Genomic DNA, 18,984 nt, shown 5'->3' on the forward strand with positions numbered 1-18,984 from the left:
AAAGGGACTGTTGCGGACAAATGGGGAGGGTTCAGCCCAAATCAAGCGCCGGATTTTTTACTGGGTGTTGTTTAGCGGCGCGGGCGGAATACGAAAGAGTCATCATAAAAGGAAAAGTTCTCGTTCTCCGGCCACCAGCCCGGAACGCCCAGCACCGGCAGCGGCAGGAAGGGCTTGGCGGAGAGCTTGTCGGCGCTCAGGTCGGCGGCCACCCAGGCGTCCAGATCCGCTATGGAATTCATAGCTGGTTGCGCCCTGTAGATATGGGCTGTGATCGGTTTTCGTGGGTAGACCAGTTTTTCCAGCAAGGCATGGCCAAACAGCACCAGCTGCGCCTGCTGCCAGAGCGGGCGCAAGTCGACAAACAGGCGCTGCCAGTCCCGATCCACCAGCGCATCCCACAGCGGGGGCGGTGCCGACAGGAAGGCCGCGTTTTCGTCGAACACCGTCAGCGCGTCACGCACTGGCCCGCGCAGTGGTGCGACACCGGCCGCGGCGATTTCCGCCGCCTGCAGCTGGTTGAGCTTTTTCTTGGTCAGCGGAAAACGCATCCAGCACAGCCCGTTGAAAAAATCGTGCAGGTTGTCGCGTGTAGGAACGGTGCCGGTCTCAAAAATGAACTGCTCGTAGGCCTGTCCGTCGGGCAAGTCGGACTGCGGCACAAAACGCCGCGGCGCCGCCGGCTCACGGTTCAGGGCCTCATGACACACCACACCGGCTGCGATGGCCTGTGCCACGCGCTCCCCTGGGTCGCGCCACGGCGCCAGCCAGGGGCGGCCCCAGTCCACCGGCCAGGCCGCAGCTGGCGCGTCAGCGCTCATCCGTTCCTGGCAGCCGGTCGCGACAGCCGTTTGTCGCGCACCATCACCGTGGACTTGCCTTCGTCGACGATGTCGAACAGCTGCGAGGCCACGAGCAGCTTGGTCAGCGTGGCGTAGCCGTAGTTGCGGTGGTCGAACGAAGCCTGGTTGGCGATTTGCGTGCCGACCGCACCGACGCGCGCCCAGCCCTCGTCGTCGGCGGCGGCCTGCACAGCGTTGCGCAGCAGCATGACGAGTTTGGCGTCCTGCTTGAGCTGCGCCGGTGTGGCGCGCAGGGGCGCAGTGGCCACGGCTTCGGCGTCTTCCCGGCCGCCAGCGGGCGCATCGGCCGCGGCAATCGGGCGCAGCTTGTCGAGGTAGAGAAACCGCGAGCAGGCGTTGACAAAGGGCTCAGGCGTTTTCTGCGCGCCAAAGCCGTAGACCGCCGCACCCTTGGCGCGCAGGTGCATGACCAGCGGCGTGAAGTCGGCGTCGGATGAGACAATGCCGAAAGCGTCGGGCCGGTCGGTGTATAGCAACTCCAGTGCGTCGATCACCATGGCCATGTCGCTGGCGTTTTTGCCCTTGGTGTAATCGAACTGCTGCATGGGACGGATGGCGTGTTCGTGCAGCGCTTCTTCCCAGCCCTTGAGCTCGCTTTTTTTCCAGTTGCCGTAGGCACGGCGGATATTGGTCTCACCGAAGGTCGACAGTTCGTTGAGGATCAGGTCGATCTTGGAGGCCGGCGAATTGTCGGCATCAATCAGCAGCGCAACGCGGGGTTTGCTTTCCATCAGGGGCTCCCATTGCCAACAAGTTTCCAGGCCAGCGCTTCGCCCGAGCGCAGCGGCTTGAGTTCGGCTTCTCCGAAGGCAAAACTCTCGGGCGGCGTCCAGCTTTCCTTCTTGAGCGTGATGGTGCCCTGGTTGCGCGGCAGGCCGTAGAAGTCGGCCCCGTTGAAGCTGGCGAAGGCTTCGAGCTGGTCGAGCGCGCCTGCGGCATCAAAGGCTTCGGCGTACAGCTCCATGGCCGCGTGGGCGGTGTAGCAGCCGGCGCAGCCGGTGGCGTGTTCCTTGAGGTGGGCCGGGTGCGGCGCGCTGTCCGTGCCGAGGAAAAAGCGCGGATTGCCGCCGGTGGCCGCTTCGACCAGCGCCAGCCGGTGGGTCTCGCGCTTGAGCACCGGCAGGCAGTAATAATGCGGCCGGATGCCGCCGGTGAAGATGGCGTTGCGGTTGTACAGCAGGTGGTGCGCGGTGACGGTGGCCCCTAGAAAAGGGCCGGCATCACGCACATAATGCGCCGCCTCTTTGGTGGTGATGTGTTCGAACACGATCTTCAGTTCCGGAAAATCACGGCGCAGCGGGATCAGCTGGGTGTCGATGAACACCGCTTCGCGGTCGAACAAGTCGATTTCGGGCGAGGTCACCTCGCCGTGCACCAGCAGCAGCAGGCCTTCGCGCTGCATGGCTTCAAGCGTCTTGTAGGTCTTGCGCAGGTCGGTGACGCCGGCGTCGCTGTTGGTGGTGGCACCGGCCGGGTAGAGCTTGAGCGCGACCACGCCGGCGTCCCGGGCGCGTTTGATCTCGTCGGGCGGCAGGTTGTCGGTCAGGTACAGCGTCATCAGCGGCTCGAACGCCACGCCTGAGGGCACGGCGGCCTGGATGCGCTCGCGGTAGGCGACGGCCTGCCCGGCCGTGGTCACCGGCGGGCGCAGGTTGGGCATGATGATGGCGCGGCCAAACTGTGCCGCGGTGTGCGGCACCACGGTGCGCAGGGCATCGCCGTCACGCACGTGCAGGTGCCAGTCGTCCGGGCGGGTCAGGGTCAGGGAAGTGATCGGTGAGGGGGCGGCTGAGGTCATGGCCTGAATTGTCTCACCGGCGGCCATGGCCCTGCCACGGCCGCTCCGGCACTGCACCCTGCGGCTACAGCAGGTAGTCGCCGCTTTCTTCCGGCTGGAACAGGATCTCGACGATTTTCGCCGTGGCCGTGCCGCCGTCCGGCGTGGGCCAGCGGGCGGTACTCCCTTTTTTCAGGCCCAGCAGGCCAGCACCCACCGGTGACAGCACCGAGACAAAGCCGGCCGCCGGATCCGCGTCGTGCGGGTAACACAGCGTCAGCTTGCGCTGCTCGCCGGTGTGCCCGTCGGCCATCAGCACCTGCGAATACATGGTGACGACGTTGGCGGGCACCTTGTAGGAAGAGATCAGTTCGGCGCTGTGGATCAAGTCATCCACCGCGGCATGCGTCTGCGGCGATGCACCGGGCCGCTGGAGCAGCTTGCTGATGCGGACGTGGTCGAGCTCGGTCAGCAGACGGGCCGGCGAATTGGAAAAAAACATGGGAACTCCTGGATCAAACGCCCGGCTCAAGGCTGCCGGGCACGCCGCGCGGAAGGCGAGGGCCCGGTGATCCAGAAATGCGCTACAAGAAAGAAGGAGAGGATCGCCGGGCTCAGGAATGTGCGACCGGCTGATGCGGCCATGCGCCTTCCAGCAACGCGGATGCGCAAGGCAGGAAGAAAGTCGAGGTGGCAGGCAGCATATCGAGATTGTAGGTGAGCGCTCCCCGGCGCGTAGCGAGCGGGATGCAGCGCAAGGCGCGGGTGTCAGGCCACCGGAACGTACTTCAGGTACGTGAGGATGGCCTGATCGGGACCCGCAACGCCGCGCTGCGCCCGCGCAGTAGCGCCTAGTGGGCGAGGATCTTGTTGAGGAAGTCCTTGGTCCGGTCCTGGCGGTTTTCCGGGTGCATGAAGAACTCGTCCTTCGAGCAATCTTCCAGAATCTTGCCGCCCACGTCCATGAAGATGACGCGGCTGCCGACCTTTTTCGCGAAACCCATCTCGTGCGTGACCACCATCATGGTCATGCCGTCGGTGGCCAGGCCCATCATGCAATCGAGCACCTCGCCGACCATTTCGGGATCGAGCGCCGAGGTCGGCTCGTCGAACAGCATGGCGATCGGGTCCATGCTCAGCGCACGGGCAATCGCCACACGCTGCTGCTGGCCGCCCGAGAGCTGGCCGGGAAACTTGTCCTTGTGCGCCATCAGACCCACGCGGTCCAGGTATTTCAGGCCGTGGGCCTTGGCCTCGTCGGGCTTGCGGCCCAGCACCTTGATCTGGGCCAGGGTCAGGTTTTCGGTCACGCTCAGGTGCGGAAACAGCTCGAAATTCTGGAACACCATGCCGACGCGCGAACGCAGCTTGGGCAGGTCGGTCTTGGGGTCGTGCACGGCCTGGCCGTCCACGTAGATCTCGCCCTTCTGAAAGGGCTCGAGCGCGTTAATGACCTTGATCAGCGTCGATTTGCCCGAGCCGGACGGGCCGCAGACCACGACCACTTCCCCTTTTTCGATTTTGGTGCTGCAGTTGTTGAGCACCTGAACGGCGCCATACCACTTGGAAACTTCCTTGAGTTCGATCATCTTGATTCTCCGGAGCGCGGGTGCGATAAGTGTTGTTTAGCGAATGATGGCGATCTTGTTCTGCAGCTTCTTGACGACATACGACAAGCCAAAACAGATCACGAAATAAACCACGGCGGCCAGCAGGTAGGCCTCTTCAGGGCGGCCGTAGATCTTGCCGGCGGTCGTCAGGCCCTTGAGCAGGTCGTAGGCGCCAATGGCGTACACCAGCGAGGTGTCCTGGAACAGGATGATGGTTTGCGTCAGCAGAATCGGTACCATGTTCCTGAAAGCCTGCGGCAGCACAATCAGCTTCATGTTCTGCGCATAGGTCATGCCCAGCGCGCGCCCGGCGTTGACCTGGCCGCGCGAAATCGACTGGATGCCGGCGCGCATGATCTCGCTGAAATACGCGGCTTCAAACGCAATGAAGGTGATGATGGCCGAGATCTCCGAGCGGTTGTTGGCGCCCCCCGGAATCAGATCAAAAAACGCGGCCGGCATCAGCAGGTAGAACCACAGGATCACCATGACCAGCGGCACCGAACGCATGCCGTTGACGTAGAAGGTCGCGGGGTACACCAGCAGCTTGATGCCGGACAGGCGCATCAGCGCCAGCAGCGTGCCCAGGATGATGCCGCCTATGGTCGCGATCACCGTCAGCTCGACGCTGAAAATGAAACCCTTGATGACGAACTTGGAGATGATGTCCCAGTTCAGGAAACTCATGTCAAGACCGAACATGTCAGTGCCCCCCGCCGGTGGCGCCAGCCACGACAAAGCCCGGAATCTGGACTTTTTTCTCGACAAAAGCCATGACGCGATTGACCGCGAAGGCTGAGATGGCATAAAGCACGGTGACGGCCAGGTAAACCTCCACGCCGCGCGAGGTTTCCTCCTGGGCCTGCATCGCAAACATGGTCAGCTCGGCAATCGAGACCGCAAAGGCGACAGAAGAATTCTTGAGCAGGTTCATCGACTCGCTGGTCAGCGGCGGGATGATGATGCGCAGCGCCATCGGCAGGATCACGTAGCGGTAGGTCTGGGCTGTGGTGAACCCCATGGCCATGCCGGCATAACGCTGGCCACGCGGCAGGGCCTGGACGCCGGCGCGGACCTGCTCGGCAATCCGTGCCGAGGTAAAAAATCCCAGCGCAAACACGACCAGCAAAAAGCTCGGTACCTGCTGCATGAAGGGAAACATCTTGGGCACGACGAAATACCAGATGAAGATCTGCACCAGCAAAGGCACGTTGCGAAAGACCTCGACCCAGACGTTGGCCAGCCGTACCAGCCAGGGACTGTTGGGGAGCGTGCGCAGCGTGCCCATCAGGCCGCCGGTCAGCATGGCCACTACCCAGGAACAGCCCGCCACCGCCAGGGTCCAGCCCCAGGCATCGAACATCCAAGCCAGATACGTCCGGCCACTGCCGTCGTCATTCAGAAAAACCTGCCAATCCCAATTCATGTTCTCTCCCGCCAGGAATTTTTTACCCTATCAACCGGCAGCCCGCGCTGCATCGCGTATGCCAAAGCTCCCAGTAAACAACAAACCCCGCCAGCAAGATCACAGACGGGGTTTGAGGTTCAGCTCAAGCCAGGATTACTTCTTGGCGTAGTCTTCCATCGGCTTGTCGTTGGGGTTGGCCCAGGCAGCCTTGGTGCTTTCGCTGACAGCCAGACCGACGCGGCTGTTCTTCGGAGGGATAGGCTGCATGAACCATTTGTCCCAGAGCTTGTTGATGTCGCCGGTCTTGATCAGGTCCTTGATGGTGTCTTCGCCGATCTTCTTCAGGGCGGCATCGTCCTTGCGAACCATGATGGCAATGGGCTCGACACTGAGGACCTCGCCGACGATTTTGAAATCAGCCGGGTTCTTGGCGGTGGCAATGTTGCCGGCCAGGATGGAACCATCCATCACGAAGGCGTCGGCACGGCCGGACTCGAGCAGCAGGAAGCTGTCGGAGTGGTCCTTGCCGAAGACTTCCTTGAAGTCAATGCCCTGGGCCCGCTCGTTCTTGCGCAGCGTCTGCACCGACGTGGTACCGGTGGTGGTGGCCACGTTCTTGCCGTTGAGCTGGGCGATCGAGGTGATGCCGGAGTTGGCTTTCACGGCGATGCGGACTTCTTCCACAAAGGTCGTCGGCAGGAACGACACGTCTTTCTGGCGGGTAGCGTTGTTGGTGGTCGAGCCACACTCGATATCCACCGTGCCGTTTTGCACGAGCGGAATGCGGTTCTGCGAGGTCACCGGCAGGTATTTGATCTCGAGCTTGCGGCCCGCGGCCTTTTCAAGGTTGGCGATCACGCGCTGGCAGATTTCAACGTGGTAACCGGCGTACTTGCCATCACCCAGGGTATAGGACAGGGCGCCCGAGGAATCGCGAACACCCATGGTCACCACGCCGGAAGCCTTGACTTTGGCGACGGTGTCGCTGGCCTGGGCAAATGCGCCGCTGGATGCAAGCAATGCGATGGAGAGAGCGGCTAGTTTGAGTTTCATGGAGAGTTTCCTTCGGGTTAAATGAAAAGGTTGGTGAATGCCATTCTAAGGAGTGGGTCCCGGGGCGAACCCCAAGGTTTACCCCAGCCTTGGAAACAGCATCGGGAGGACGGGACAGTTCCGCAAAGGGGTCAACACACAGGAAGCTGGCAACACCGGGGAAGCGTCAGAAAGATTGAAAGCCGTCAGCGGATCAAACAAGAGAAAGTCCCCAAGATAGTGCGTGCGTTGATTCGATGGAACCGGAATGACCTGACAAAGCAGTCTTTGTGCCAACCCGTCAACCGCCTTCGCAAGTCTCTCTGGGATCACGCCAACGCCATGGCAGAACGTGACGGACTGTAAATTTACGTTCTGTGAAAAGCCAATGCTGTTTGCGTGCAGCATTATGCATATTATTTATAAGCACTAAGGGTTGCTACCAAGGCGTGGTTTGCCGGGCGGCCTCGGCTGGGCCTGGCTTTCCAGGTAATGCCACAGCGCCTGCGCCGGGCTTTTGGCCGTGGCCTTGCCGGCAGGCCGCTCGCGGTAGACGCGCACGTCCATGGTCATTTCCAGCCCTTCGCCGGCGCTGACCAGCTTTTTGGCCCGCAGCTCCTTCTTGACGGCGCTGAAGGGTAAAAACGCAATGCCGTGGCCTTCCAGCGCCATGGCCTTGAGGCCCTCCGCCATGTCGGTCTCATACACCCGGTCCAGGTGAATGGCGGTGCTTGACTGCTTGAGGATCAGGTCCACCATGCGCCCCAGGTAGGCGCCGGGGGCATACCCCAGGTAAGGCAGGGGCTGGCCGGCCCGGCCCGGCAAGCGGAACAGGGGCGTGCCGTCGGCCTCGGCTTTGACAAAAGGCGCCAGCACTTCCTGCCCCAGGCTGATCATCTCGTAGCGGTCGGCATCGAGCTGGAAGGGCTGCGAGTCATGGTAGTAGGCAATCAGCAGGTCGCAGCTGCCCTCGACCAGGCGCAGCACCGCGTCATGCACATTGAGCGCAATCAGCCGGCTCTTGATGGGGCCGAACTTTTCGCGCAGGCTGCTGACCCAGGCCGGAAAGAAGGTGAAAGCCAGCGAATGCGGCACGGCGAATTCGATGACGTCATGTGCCGCCGAGTTGTGGCCGCGCAGCATGGCGCGTGTGGACTGCAGGCCCTGCAGCATCTCCAGCGACTGGCTGTACAGCGTCTCACCGGCAGGGGTCAGCCGTGTGGGATAAGAGCTCCGGTCCACCAGGTCGGTACCCGCCCAGGCTTCCAGCGCCTGGATGCGGCGTGAAAACGCCGGTTGCGTCACGTGACGCAGCGTGGCCGAACGGCTGAAGCTGCGGGTTTCAGCGAGACTGACGAAATCTTCCAGCCATTTGGTTTCCATGGATGCAATTATGCGAGTTGAAGGCAGGCCGGGATCTACGGGGAATCCCACGATGCTGCCAGATGGCGGCCGGGCAGAAAAAGATAGTTTTTATGGCGGAGCGTCCGGGCGCCATAAGATTTGCTATCAAATCAATAGCTACTTGCGCCCGCAGTCATTGGGCTACATGCCGAAAACGCTCAAGGTTTACTCGGAACTCTGCTGCAGGGCCCACATGGACGCGTAGCGCCCACCCAAAGCCAGCAAGGCGGCGTGGGTGCCGCGCTCGATGATCTGACCGGCTTCCATGACCAGGATCTCGTGCGCATCGACCACGGTGGACAGCCGGTGCGCCACCACCAGCGTGGTCTTGTTTTCGGCAATGCTGCGCAGCTCGGCCTGAATGGCACGCTCGTTGGCCGAGTCCAGCGCCGAGGTGGCCTCGTCAAAAATCATGATGGGCGGGTTTTTCAGCAAGGTGCGGGCAATCGCCACGCGCTGCTTCTCGCCGCCCGAGAGTTTCAGGCCGCGCTCGCCGACCATGGTGGCGTAGCCCGCCGGCGTCGAGCTGATGAAGTCGTGGATGCGCGCGGCACGCGCGGCCTCTTCCACCTCGGCGCGGCTGGCGCCCGGTTTGCCGTAGGCGATGTTGTATTCCACCGTGTCGTTGAACAGCACCGTGTCCTGCGGCACGATGCCGATGGCCTGGCGCACGCTGGCCTGGGTCAGGTGCTTGATATCCTGGCCGGCGATGGTGATGCGACCTTGCTGCACGTCGTAGAAGCGAAACAGCAGGCGCGCCAGCGTGGACTTGCCGGCCCCTGACGATCCGACCACGGCCACCGTCTTGCCCGGCGGTATCACGAAGCTGATGTTGTGCAGGATGGGCCGGGACGGCTCGTAGGCAAAACTGACGTTTTCAAAACGCACTTCCGGCGAGGCCTGCAGGACCAGGGCCGGCGCGCCGGGCTGGTCGGCGATCTCGCGCTCGCGCTCCATCAGGTTGAACATCTTGGACAGGTCGGTCAGGCTCTGCTTGATCTCGCGGTAAAGCACGCCCAGAAAACCCAGCGGAATGTAGAGCTGGATCATGAAGGCATTGACCATGACCAGGTCGCCGAGCGTCATGCGGCCGTCCACCACGCCCTGCGTCGCACGCCACAGCATGGCCACCAGGCCGGTGGCAATGATCAGCTGCTGACCGGTGTTGAGCAGGCTCAGCGAGGTCTGGCTCTTGACGGCGGCGCGGCGGTAACGCTTGAGGTTCTCGTCGTAACGCTGCGCCTCGAACTCCTCGTTGTTGAAGTACTTGACGGTTTCGTAGTTGAGCAGCGAATCGATCGCGCGGCTGTGCGCCGAGGAGTCGAGTTCGTTCATTTCCTTGCGGAACTTGGTGCGCCATTCGGTCACCGTGACGGTGAAGGTGATGTAGAACACCAGCGCGATGATGGTGATGCCGGCAAACCAGACGTCGAACTTGACCGCCAGCAACGTGAGCACCAGCGCCACCTCGATCAGGGTCGGGATGATGCTGTACAGCGAATAGGAAATCAGCGAATGCACACCACGCGTGCCGCGTTCGATGTCGCGGGTCATGCCGCCGGTCTGGCGCTCGAGGTGAAAGCGCAGGCTCAGCGCATGCAGGTGGCGGAACACTTCCAGTGAAATGCGCCGCGCCGCGCCCTCGGTGGCCTTGGCAAACACCAGTTCGCGCAGCTCGGTGAACAGCGAGGTCGACAGCCGCAGCAGCCCGTAACCCACCAGCAGGGCGACTGGCACGATCAGCACGGCCTGCACCGCGCCGGGCTTGAAGCTCATGGCGTCGACCAGGTTTTTCAGCAGCAGCGGCACACCGACGTTGGCCACTTTGGCGCCCACCATGAAGGCCAGCGCGGCCATCACGCGCCATTTGTAGTCCCAGAGGTAGGGAAACAGGCGCTGCAGGGTCGCCCAGTCGGAGCGGTTCAGCGCAGGTTTGGCGGGGGCGCCCGGGACGGGCGGTGTTTCGGCGGCGGGGGCATAGGAGCGCATCGGAGACAATTGTCCTGTTGTTTCAATTTTCCAATACCGATTGTGCCTATGTCCAACGAAACCGGCCTCCCCCCCCACGCCCCTAACGTCAAGCTGCCTCTCGACAAGGAACTGGTGCTCAAGGTGATTCCGATGCCGGCGGACTGCAACGCCAACGGCGACATCTTTGGCGGCTGGGTCATGGCCCAGGTCGACCTGGCCGGCTCGGTGATCCCAGCGCGTTACGCCGGCGGCCGCATGGCCACCGTCGCCGTCAACGAGTTCATCTTCAAGCAGCCGGTGCGGGTGGGCGACATCCTGTCCTTCTACTCCGAGCTCACGCGCATAGGCCGCACCTCGATGACGGTCAAGGTCGAGGTCTATGCCGAGCGTTTTGGCTCGCAGGGGCGCTACATCAAGGTGACCGAGGCCAGCGTGACCTATGTGGCGATCGACGATGCCGGCCAGCCGCGCCCCGTGCCGCCGTCGTCGCTGCCGCGTCCGCTATAGTTTTGATAGCCGCCTCCGACGGTCAGATAAGGGCCGGCGGCCAATTTCCTCCTTAAAACTTGCCGTGCCGCCCCTGACCGCCGGCAAAACGGGCCGCGCCCTGCAGGCCTTCGCCGAGACACTGCCGGCCGCGGTCCCACTCCTGCTTGAGCGCCTGCGGCATGGGCAGATCCCACTGCGTATAAGCGCTCTGGCGATCTGCCAGCATCGTCTTCTGGGGGAACGCCGCCTGCTGGTGCGCGAGCACCAGCGCCGCCTCGCGCGCCGTGCCGGTGGCCACCACCCGGTTGCACAACCCCATCTGCAGCGCTTCAGCGGCCTCGACCTTGCGCCCGGTCAGGATCAGGTCCATGGCATGGCCCATGCCGACCAGGCGCGGCAGGCGCACCGTGCCGCCGTCAATCAGCGGCACGCCGAAACGGCGGCAATAGACGCCGAAATAGGCGTCCTCGTCCATCACCCGCATGTCGCACCAGAGCGCCAGCTCCATGCCGCCGGCGACCGCCGCGCCACTGACGGCGGCGATCACGGGTTTGGACAACAGCAGGCGGGACGGCCCCATGGGGCCCGCCGGCTGGCCGTCTTCCGGCTGAAAGTCCAGCCCGGCAAACACGCCCGCGTCGCCGTCCCCGGCCTCGCGCAGCATCTTCGCGCCCGACTGCAAATCCCAACCCGCACAGAAGTGACCGTGGGCGCCGTGGAACACCGCGACTTTCGCGCTGTCGTCGCCGTCGAAGGCCAGGAACGCCTCGTACAGGGCCCGCGCATGATCGCTGTCCACCGCGTTGCGCACATCGGGGCGGTCGAGCGTGACCACCGTCACGTCGCCGTCCTTTTCAACATGAATGCTCACAACTTGTCTCCCCACCAGCCGACGCGCGGCGCCCCCAGGCAGGCGGCGAGTTCGTCGGCGCTGACATTGATGTCCATGCGCAGCAGCGCCGCCGCCATGGACTTGCCGAGGTTGTCCAGCCGCAGGTTGCGCGCACCGCCGCCCTGCAAGGCGTCGTGCAGCACCAGCTTGATTGCCAGGATGTTGGGCAGGGTCCAGCACTCGACACGGCCCGGCAGCCAGGGCGCAAAGTGTTCCGCCACACGTTGCGCCGTGACCTCGCGCGCCAGCACAGCGTAACCCGCCGCGTTCCAGGCAAACAGGCCGAAGTCCACCCAGTCGGCCTTGTCGCCGCTGCGTGCGTGGGCCAGCCGCACGAGCTGGATTTTTTGTGTCGGTGTTGTCATGTCTGCAGCAGCTCCACGCGGGTGTGCGGCTCGACCAGGCTGCGATCGATCAGGGCGGGCCAGATCCCCAGCAACTCACTGGTGTTGTGCAGGCCGTGGAAACCGCAGGTGTAGGCCGGCCCGCTGAGTCCCATCCATGGGAACAGCCGGCCGAAACCGTCGGCGGCCTTTTTGTCGCGCGTGCGCAGCACCATGCGCACCCAGACTTCGTTGAGCCCGGCCAGCGCCTCGGCATCGGGCAGGGGCGCCAGCGCACCGTGCGCCGAATTCAAGCCCGGAAACTCGACAAACAGGGCCTCGTGCGGCACGCCCTTGTCGGCCAGCTGGGTCTTGACCATCTCCACCGCCGCCAGCGCCTTGTCATGGGCATCGGGCCAGCTGAAACCCCAGGTCACCTCGGCCTTGAAGCCGTCGCGGTAACCACCGACCACCTTGAGCTGGCCGGTGCGTGGCTGGCCGGTGGCACCGGTCATGCGGACCCGGTCCTGGCCGATGTCCTCCAGCCGGACCGTCGACAGGTCCAGCACCACGTCCGGCGAAAAATACCGGTGCGGGTTGTGCACTTCATACAGCAGTTGCTGGCGCACGGTGTCGAAGTTGATGCGGCCGCCCGTGCCCGACGCTTTCATGATCACTGCGTCGCCATCCTCGCTGACCTCGGCGATCGGGTAGCCGATGTGGGCCAGGTCGGGAATGGCCTTCCAGGCTTCGGCACTGCCGAAGTTGCCGCCGCTGCCCTGGCCCGAACATTCGAGCAGGTGCCCGACCGCCAGGCCTTGTGCAAGCCGGTTCAGGTCGGCCGGTGTCGCCGTGTCCCCTGCATCGCCGAGATTCCAGTTGAACTCGTGCACCAGCGGCCCCAGAAACAAGGCGGCATCGGCGACGCGGCCGGTGATCACGATGTCGGCGCCCTGCTGCAGCGCAGAAACAATCGGACGCGCACCCAGATAGGCATTGGCAAACACCATGCGCTCGCGCACCGAATCGAAAGGCGCGCCGCTGAACATGTGTGCCGGTGCAAGGCCGGACAGCTGCCCCATGACCTCATCACCTGTCACAACGGCGACGCGCGCGGTCCATCCTTTTGCCGCAAAAGCTTCGCGGACAGCGGCCGCCGCGCCGGCCGGATTGAGCCCGCCGGCGTTGCAGATGAAGCGCACTTTTCGCTGCGCCATCGCGGGCCACAAACGCAAAAGCATGGGCACCACGTCCCTAGCGTAGCCAAGGGAAATGTCGCGTTGCAAATCCTTCTGCAGGATGGCCAAGGTGAGCTCGGCGAGATGGTCGCTGGCTATGTACTGAACCCCGCCGCGTTCGATGCTTGCAAGCACCGGTTCCCAGGCGTCTCCGTAGAAACCCAACCCGGCACCAATCCGGATTGATTTTTTCATCGAATGCAGCTCATGATCAGTCCCGTCAGATTCGAGTCAGAAAAAAAAGCGGCTTGTCGCGCCTTCCGGTTATTGCCTATTTTTACCAAGCGCCTGCTTGATAAAAATTTATTGTGGAGTAAAAGTGCAGTTATTGCAATTGATCATCAGCGGCATCGCACAAGGCTGCATCTACGGGCTCATCGCCCTGGGTTTTGTCCTGATTTACAAGGCCACCGAGACGGTGAGCTTCGCCCAGGGTGAACTCATGATGCTGGGCGCCTTTGGCGGACTGGCCTGCATGACCATGCTCGGCTTCCCGTTCTGGCTGGCCATTCTCAGCGCCATTGCCGGCATGGCCCTGTTCGGTGTACTGCTCGAGCGGTTGGTGATACGGCCCATCCTGGGCCAGCCGGCTTTTTCGATCGTGATGCTGACCATCGGTGTCGGCTACGTGGCGCGCGGCCTGATCACCATGATTCCCGGCATAGGCACGGAGACCCACACCCTGCCCGTGCCCTACAAGGACCAGATCTGGAACGTCGGCGCCCTGGTCCTCAATGTCGAACAGATGGCCGTGATCGGCAGCACCGCGGTGCTCTGCCTGGCACTGTTTGCGCTCTTCAAGTACAGCAAGCTCGGCATCGCCATGCAGGCTTCGTCGCAAAACCAGCTGGCCGCGTATTACATGGGCATCCCGGTCAAGCGGCTCAATGGCCTGGTGTGGGGCCTGGCCGCAGCCGTGGCGGCCATCGCCGGGCTGTTGCTGGCACCCATTACTTTTGTGCACGCCAACATGGGTTTCATCGGCCTCAAGGCTTTTCCCGCGGCGGTGGTCGGCGGCTTCGGCAGCCTGCCCGGCGCCATTGTCGGCGGCCTGATCATCGGCATCGTCGAATCGCTGGCCGGCTTTTATGCGCCCGACGGCATCAAGGACATCGCCGCCTATGTCGTGGTGCTGATCATGCTGATGGTCAAGCCCAATGGTCTGTTTGGCGAAAAACTCAGGAAAAAAGTCTAGCCACGGCGACTTCGCCGGACGCTTCCCCTGCCGCCATCGTCTCCCGAATAGAAATACAAACATACCAACATGCGATTCATCTTCAAGACCGACTACGGGCAGGACATCAAGCTTGCCAAGCACGGCGGCCATATCTTCTGGTACAGCCTGCTGCTGCTGCTGCTGGCCGCGCCGTGGCTGTTTGCGGAGTACTGGCTGGCCCAGCTGACCTTTATCCTGATCTACGCCATCGCCGGCCTGGGGCTGATGCTGCTGGCCGGGTTCACGGGCCTTTTTTCGCTGGGCCATGCGGCCTTTCTCGGCGTCGGCGCCTACACCCAGGCAGTCATGACCAACGCCGGCGTGCCCTTTCCCATCGCGCTGGCCTGCGCGGCCGGCCTGTCGGCCGCGGTGGGCCTGGTCGTCGGCTTGCCGGCGCTGCGCGTCAAGGGCATTTACCTGGGCATCGCCACCCTGTCCTTCGGTTTCATCGTCGAGGAAGTGTTTGCGCGCTGGGAGTCCGTCACCGGCGGCAATGCCGGCATCCACATCAAGGCGCCCGACATGTTCGGCTGGAAACTCGGCAGCGGCGAGGCCTTTTATTTTCTCTGCCTGGTGATCGCCATTGGCGCCACGCTGGGCATCCTCAACCTGCTGCGTTCACCGACCGGCCGCGCCTTTGTGGCCATCCGCGATTCGGAGATCTCCGCGCAAAGCATGGGCATTCACCTGGCCCGCTACAAGACGCTGTCGTTTGCGCTGTCCGCCGGACTCGCCGGCATCGCCGGCGCCCTGTACGCGCACAAGCTGCAGTTCATCTCGCCCGACCAGTTCAACATCCTGCAGTCGATCGACCTGCTTTTGATGATCGTGGTCGGCGGCCTGGGCTCGGTGCACGGGGCTTTCCTGGGCGCCATCTTCCTGATCTCCATGCCGCAGGCCATTGCGATGGTCAAGGACTACCTGCCGGCCTTCATCGGCCAGGCCCCCGGCCTGCAGGGCCTGGTCTACGGCCTGGTACTGATTGGTTTTGTGCTGTTTGAACCGCTGGGGCTGTATGGCCGCTGGCTCAAGATACGCACCTACCTGCAGACCTTTCCGTTCTACCGCAAGGGCATGTTCAAACGGCAGAAGTCCTTCCAGAAATCCGACAGGTTGAAATGATGAGTGAAATCCTTCTGTCAGCCAAAAATCTCAGCGTCCGCTTCGGCGGGGTACTGGCCGTGAACAATGTCAGCTTCGATGTCCGGCAGGGCGAGGTGTTCACGCTGATCGGCCCCAACGGAGCCGGCAAGACCACCGTGTTCAACCTGATCAGCCGCATCTACACGCCGACCTCGGGCGACATTGACTACATGGGCACCAAGCTGACCAGCCAGCCACCGCACAGGATCGCCGCGCTGGGCATCGCCCGCACCTTCCAGAATATCGAGTTGTTCGAACACGCGACGGTGCTGCACAACCTGCTGATCGGCCGGCACACCCACCGGCGGACCGGCCTGTGGAGTGAAATTTTCTTCACGAAGAAAACGCGCGAGGCCGAAATCCAGGCGCGGGAAAAAGCCGAGCAGATCATCGATCTGCTGGACCTGCAGCACCACCGCGACTCCTTTGTGGCCGGCCTGCCCTACGGCGTGCGCAAGGTGGTGGAGCTGGCGCGAGCGCTGTGTACCGAACCCAAACTGCTGCTGCTGGACGAACCATCCTCGGGGCTCAACGTGGAAGAAACCGACGACATGGCTTTCTGGATCCAGGACATCAAGAACGAGCTGGGCGTGACCGTGCTGATGGTGGAACACGACATGACCCTGGTCTCCAAGGTGTCCGACCGCGTGCTGGCCATGAACCAGGGCGAAGTGCTGGCCATGGGCACCCCGCGCGAAGTCCAGACCGATCCTGGCGTGATCGAGGCCTACCTCGGCTCCATCGACGACGTGTCCTCGCTCCGCCGGCAACACAAGGCGGTCGACCTGCACACGGAGGTACGCTCATGAGCGCCGTGCCACCCCCGGTGAGCGACCAGCCCGTGCTCAGGCTGCTCAACGTCGAGAGCTCCTACGGACCGATCAAGGCCATACGCGGCGTCAGCCTGCAGGTGCGCCGCGGCGAAATCGCCACCGTGCTGGGCTCGAACGGCGCCGGCAAGACCACCATCCTGAAAACCATCTCCGGCATCATCGACCCGCGCAAGGGGTCGATCGAGTTCAAGGGCGGCAACATCACCGCGCAGGACCCGGCCTACATCGTCCAGCAGGGCCTGAGCCATGTGCCGGAAGGCCGCGAGGTGTTTCCGCTGCTCAGCGTGCGCGACAACCTGCTGATGGGCGCCTACACCCGCAAGGACCGCGACGGGGTCGCCAGGGACATCGAGGTCGTGTTCGGCTATTTCCCCATCCTGCGTGAGCGTGCGCTGCAGGACGCCGGCCTGCTCTCCGGCGGCCAGCAGCAGATGCTGTCGATCTCGCGCGCCCTGATGGCTTCGCCGGACCTGATCCTGCTCGACGAACCCAGCCTGGGCCTCTCTCCCAAGCTGACCAAGGAAATTTTCGAGATCGTGGTGCGCATCAATCGCGAACGCGGCACCACCATCCTGCTGGTCGAGCAGAACGCCAACATGGCCCTGAACGCCTCCGACTACGGCTACGTGCTGGAAAACGGCCGCATCGTGATGGAAGACACCTGTGCCCGCCTGCGGGAAAAGGAAGACATCAAGGAGTTCTACCTGGGCATGAAGGAAGACGGCGTGCGCAGCGAGCGCCGCTGGAAGAAGAAAAAAACATGGCGGTGAAGACGATGCATTCCGAAGCCAGATTCACCTGCCTGTGTCATTGCGGACAGGATCCGCAATCCATGTCCCATGAACCCCATTTGCACGCGCGGCAGGAATCCAGGATCAGGTCCGGGATGACAGCCGTGTGGAGAAACGTATGAGCAACCTTTGGGATCTCTCCCACATCCAGCCTGAAACCCGCGTGGTGCTTGAGGGTGACACCATTCCGGCGCTGTTCTGGAACGGCGTCGCCCAACGCCAGGACAAGGTCTGGATGCGCCAGAAAAAACTCGGCATCTGGCGCAGCTGGACCTGGAACCAGACCGGCGAGGCCGTGCGCGAAATCGCCGGCGGCCTGATCAGCCTGGGTTTTGCCAAGGGCGAATGTGCGTCCATCCTGTCGAACACGGTCATCGAATGGGTGCTGGCCGACCTTGCCGTGCTCAGCTGCGGCGGTGTGTCCAACGGCATCTACCCGACCGACGCAGCCTCGCAGGTGCACTACCTGTGTGAAGACTCGCGCACCACGCTGCTGTTTGTCGAAGACGATGAACAACTGGACAAGGCCCTGGAAGTGCGCAGCGCCCTGCCCGGCCTGCGCAAGATCGTGGTGTTCGACATGGAGGGGCTGCGCGACCTCGACGAGCCCGATGTGATCAGCCTGGCGGCCCTGCGCGAGCTGGGGCGCAGCTACCTCGCCGCGCACCCCGGTGCGGTCGAGGAGCGTGCCAAGGCCTGCCGGCCCGAAGACCTGGCCATCCTCGTCTACACCTCGGGCACCACCGGCAAACCCAAAGGTGCCATGCACAACCACCGGGGCCTGGTGTTCACGGCGCGCGGTTACAACACCCTGGTGGCGCAGGACGAAAACGACGAACGCATGTGTTTTCTGCCGCTGTGTCACATCGCCGAACGCATGGGCGGTGAATACTTCGCGATGTACACCGGCGCCAAGCTCAACTTTGTCGAAAATCCCGAGACCATTCCGGAGAACGTGCGCGAAATCGCGCCCACCGTGTTCACCGCCGTGCCCCGCGTCTGGGAGAAGTTCTATTCGGGCGTGATGATTGCGCTCAAGGAAGCCAGCCGCCTGCAGCAGGCGGCCTATGCCTGGGGCATAGGCGTGGGCACCGAGATCGCCGACAGGGTGATGGCCGGCCGCCCCGTCAGCAACTGGCTCAAGCTCAAATTCACGATTGCCCGCTGGGTGGCGCTGGACAATGCGCGCAAGCTGATCGGCATTCACCGTGCGCGCTTTTGCGTGACAGGCGCGGCGCCGATCTCGCCGGAACTGGTCAAGTGGTACATGGCGCTCGGCGTGCCCATGCTGGAGGTCTGGGGCATGACCGAGACCTGCGGTGCCTCGACCGGTGTTCCTGCCAGCCGCATCAAGCCGGGCTCGATCGGTCCGGCCGCGGGCTTCAACGAGGTCAGACTCGACCCGGTCACCGGCGAAATCCTGGTGCGCGGCACCAACGTGTTCATGGGTTACCTGAACCTGCCGGAGAAAACCGCCGAAACCATCGACGCCGATGGCTGGCTGCACACCGGCGACGTCGGCGTGGTGGACGAGGAAGGTTTTTTCCGCATCACCGACCGCATGAAAGACATCATCATCACGGCCGGCGGCAAGAACGTGACCCCCAGCGAGCTGGAAAACGAGCTGAAATTTTCACCCTACATCACCGACGCGGTGGTGATTGGCGACAAGCGGCCTTACCTGACCGCCATCATCATGATCGACCAGGAAAACGTCGAGAAGTACGCGCAGGACCACGACGTGCCCTTCAGCAACTACCAGAGCCTGACGCGTTCGGCCGAAGTCCAGGAACTGATCCAGGCCGAAATCGACCGCGTCAACAAGAAGTTTGCGCGGGTTGAACAGATCAAGAAATTTTTCCTGCTTGAAACGCAGTTGACGGCCGAAGACGAGGAACTGACACCGACGATGAAACTCAAGCGCAAGCTGGTCGAGAAGAAATACGCCGAGCAGATCGAAGCGATGTACCGCTAGACCGAAAGCACCGCCTCAC

At 63.0% G+C, this 18,984-nt stretch carries 19 protein-coding genes; 6 read left to right on the plus strand and 13 right to left on the minus strand.

Annotation, left to right across the window (positions count from 1 at the left end; all coding sequences use genetic code 11):
- Positions 1–71: 71 nt before the first annotated feature.
- The 10 genes from AAG813_RS05065 to AAG813_RS05110 form a co-directional block, all read right to left on the minus strand.
- Complete coding sequence (locus AAG813_RS05065) at positions 72–821, minus strand: DUF3025 domain-containing protein (protein ID WP_341912470.1); 750 nt, start codon at positions 819–821, stop codon at positions 72–74.
- Positions 818–1,594, minus strand: coding sequence for an NYN domain-containing protein (locus tag AAG813_RS05070; RefSeq protein ID WP_341912472.1), 777 nt, complete (start codon positions 1,592–1,594; stop codon positions 818–820). Before AAG813_RS05070 ends, AAG813_RS05065 begins: the two co-directional genes overlap by 4 nt.
- Positions 1,594–2,661 carry a dihydroorotase gene (gene pyrC / locus AAG813_RS05075; RefSeq protein ID WP_341912474.1) on the minus strand — a complete coding sequence of 356 codons (1,068 nt, stop codon included), beginning with the start codon at positions 2,659–2,661 and terminating at the stop codon, positions 1,594–1,596. Before pyrC ends, AAG813_RS05070 begins: the two co-directional genes overlap by 1 nt.
- A gap of 64 nt (positions 2,662–2,725) precedes the next feature.
- On the minus strand, positions 2,726–3,142 hold the full coding sequence (locus AAG813_RS05080; protein WP_341912476.1) for a GreA/GreB family elongation factor: 417 nt from the start codon (positions 3,140–3,142) through the stop codon (positions 2,726–2,728).
- Between the two features lie 349 nt (positions 3,143–3,491).
- Positions 3,492–4,229: an amino acid ABC transporter ATP-binding protein gene (locus tag AAG813_RS05085; RefSeq protein WP_341912480.1), complete on the minus strand. Its 738-nt coding sequence runs from the start codon at positions 4,227–4,229 to the stop codon at positions 3,492–3,494.
- A gap of 36 nt (positions 4,230–4,265) precedes the next feature.
- On the minus strand, positions 4,266–4,952 hold the full coding sequence (locus tag AAG813_RS05090; RefSeq protein WP_300517934.1) for an amino acid ABC transporter permease: 687 nt from the start codon (positions 4,950–4,952) through the stop codon (positions 4,266–4,268).
- 1 nt (position 4,953) lies between these two features.
- Positions 4,954–5,676, minus strand: a complete 723-nt coding sequence (locus AAG813_RS05095; RefSeq protein WP_341912483.1) for an amino acid ABC transporter permease — start codon at positions 5,674–5,676, stop codon at positions 4,954–4,956.
- A gap of 135 nt (positions 5,677–5,811) precedes the next feature.
- Positions 5,812–6,711, minus strand: a complete 900-nt coding sequence (locus AAG813_RS05100) for an amino acid ABC transporter substrate-binding protein (RefSeq protein ID WP_341912484.1) — start codon at positions 6,709–6,711, stop codon at positions 5,812–5,814.
- A 408-nt stretch (positions 6,712–7,119) separates the two neighbouring features.
- On the minus strand, positions 7,120–8,073 hold the full coding sequence (locus AAG813_RS05105; RefSeq protein WP_341912486.1) for a LysR family transcriptional regulator: 954 nt from the start codon (positions 8,071–8,073) through the stop codon (positions 7,120–7,122).
- A gap of 186 nt (positions 8,074–8,259) precedes the next feature.
- Positions 8,260–10,083: an ABC transporter ATP-binding protein/permease gene (locus AAG813_RS05110; RefSeq protein ID WP_341912488.1), complete on the minus strand. Its 1,824-nt coding sequence runs from the start codon at positions 10,081–10,083 to the stop codon at positions 8,260–8,262.
- Between the two features lie 48 nt (positions 10,084–10,131).
- Between AAG813_RS05110 and AAG813_RS05115 the strand changes: the two genes are divergently transcribed.
- Positions 10,132–10,572, plus strand: coding sequence for an acyl-CoA thioesterase (locus AAG813_RS05115; protein ID WP_341912490.1), 441 nt, complete (start codon positions 10,132–10,134; stop codon positions 10,570–10,572).
- A 52-nt stretch (positions 10,573–10,624) separates the two neighbouring features.
- Here the strand turns inward: AAG813_RS05115 and AAG813_RS05120 are convergent, their stop codons facing one another.
- The 3 genes from AAG813_RS05120 to AAG813_RS05130 are packed head-to-tail and all read right to left on the minus strand — an operon-like array spanning position 10,625 to position 13,202.
- Entirely contained in the window at positions 10,625–11,425 is an 801-nt protein-coding gene (locus AAG813_RS05120) for a crotonase/enoyl-CoA hydratase family protein (protein ID WP_341912492.1), read from the minus strand.
- Complete coding sequence (locus AAG813_RS05125) at positions 11,422–11,811, minus strand: hypothetical protein (RefSeq protein WP_341912494.1); 390 nt, start codon at positions 11,809–11,811, stop codon at positions 11,422–11,424. The genes AAG813_RS05120 and AAG813_RS05125 overlap by 4 nt, the downstream gene beginning before the upstream one ends.
- Positions 11,808–13,202, minus strand: a complete 1,395-nt coding sequence (locus AAG813_RS05130) for an acyclic terpene utilization AtuA family protein (RefSeq protein WP_341912496.1) — start codon at positions 13,200–13,202, stop codon at positions 11,808–11,810. The genes AAG813_RS05125 and AAG813_RS05130 overlap by 4 nt, the downstream gene beginning before the upstream one ends.
- Positions 13,203–13,326: 124 nt before the next feature.
- Here AAG813_RS05130 and AAG813_RS05135 point away from each other — a divergent pair, with 124 nt between their 5' ends.
- The 5 genes from AAG813_RS05135 to AAG813_RS05155 all read left to right on the plus strand — a co-directional run bounded on the left by AAG813_RS05135 (position 13,327) and on the right by AAG813_RS05155 (position 18,965).
- Positions 13,327–14,202 (plus strand): branched-chain amino acid ABC transporter permease, encoded by an 876-nt coding sequence (locus tag AAG813_RS05135; protein ID WP_096664264.1) that lies wholly within the window; start codon positions 13,327–13,329, stop codon positions 14,200–14,202.
- Positions 14,203–14,271: 69 nt separating this feature from the next.
- Positions 14,272–15,345, plus strand: a complete 1,074-nt coding sequence (locus AAG813_RS05140) for a branched-chain amino acid ABC transporter permease (RefSeq protein ID WP_341912500.1) — start codon at positions 14,272–14,274, stop codon at positions 15,343–15,345.
- Positions 15,342–16,175, plus strand: a complete 834-nt coding sequence (locus AAG813_RS05145; protein WP_341912502.1) for an ABC transporter ATP-binding protein — start codon at positions 15,342–15,344, stop codon at positions 16,173–16,175. Before AAG813_RS05140 ends, AAG813_RS05145 begins: the two co-directional genes overlap by 4 nt.
- Positions 16,172–16,969, plus strand: a complete 798-nt coding sequence (locus AAG813_RS05150) for an ABC transporter ATP-binding protein (RefSeq protein WP_341912504.1) — start codon at positions 16,172–16,174, stop codon at positions 16,967–16,969. Before AAG813_RS05145 ends, AAG813_RS05150 begins: the two co-directional genes overlap by 4 nt.
- A 139-nt stretch (positions 16,970–17,108) precedes the next feature.
- Positions 17,109–18,965: an AMP-binding protein gene (locus AAG813_RS05155; RefSeq protein ID WP_341912506.1), complete on the plus strand. Its 1,857-nt coding sequence runs from the start codon at positions 17,109–17,111 to the stop codon at positions 18,963–18,965.
- The last annotated feature ends 19 nt before the right edge of the window (positions 18,966–18,984 follow it).

The sequence above is a fragment of the Polaromonas sp. YR568 genome, assembly GCF_943371715.1.
Taxonomy (GTDB): Bacteria; Pseudomonadota; Gammaproteobacteria; order Burkholderiales; family Burkholderiaceae_C; genus Polaromonas.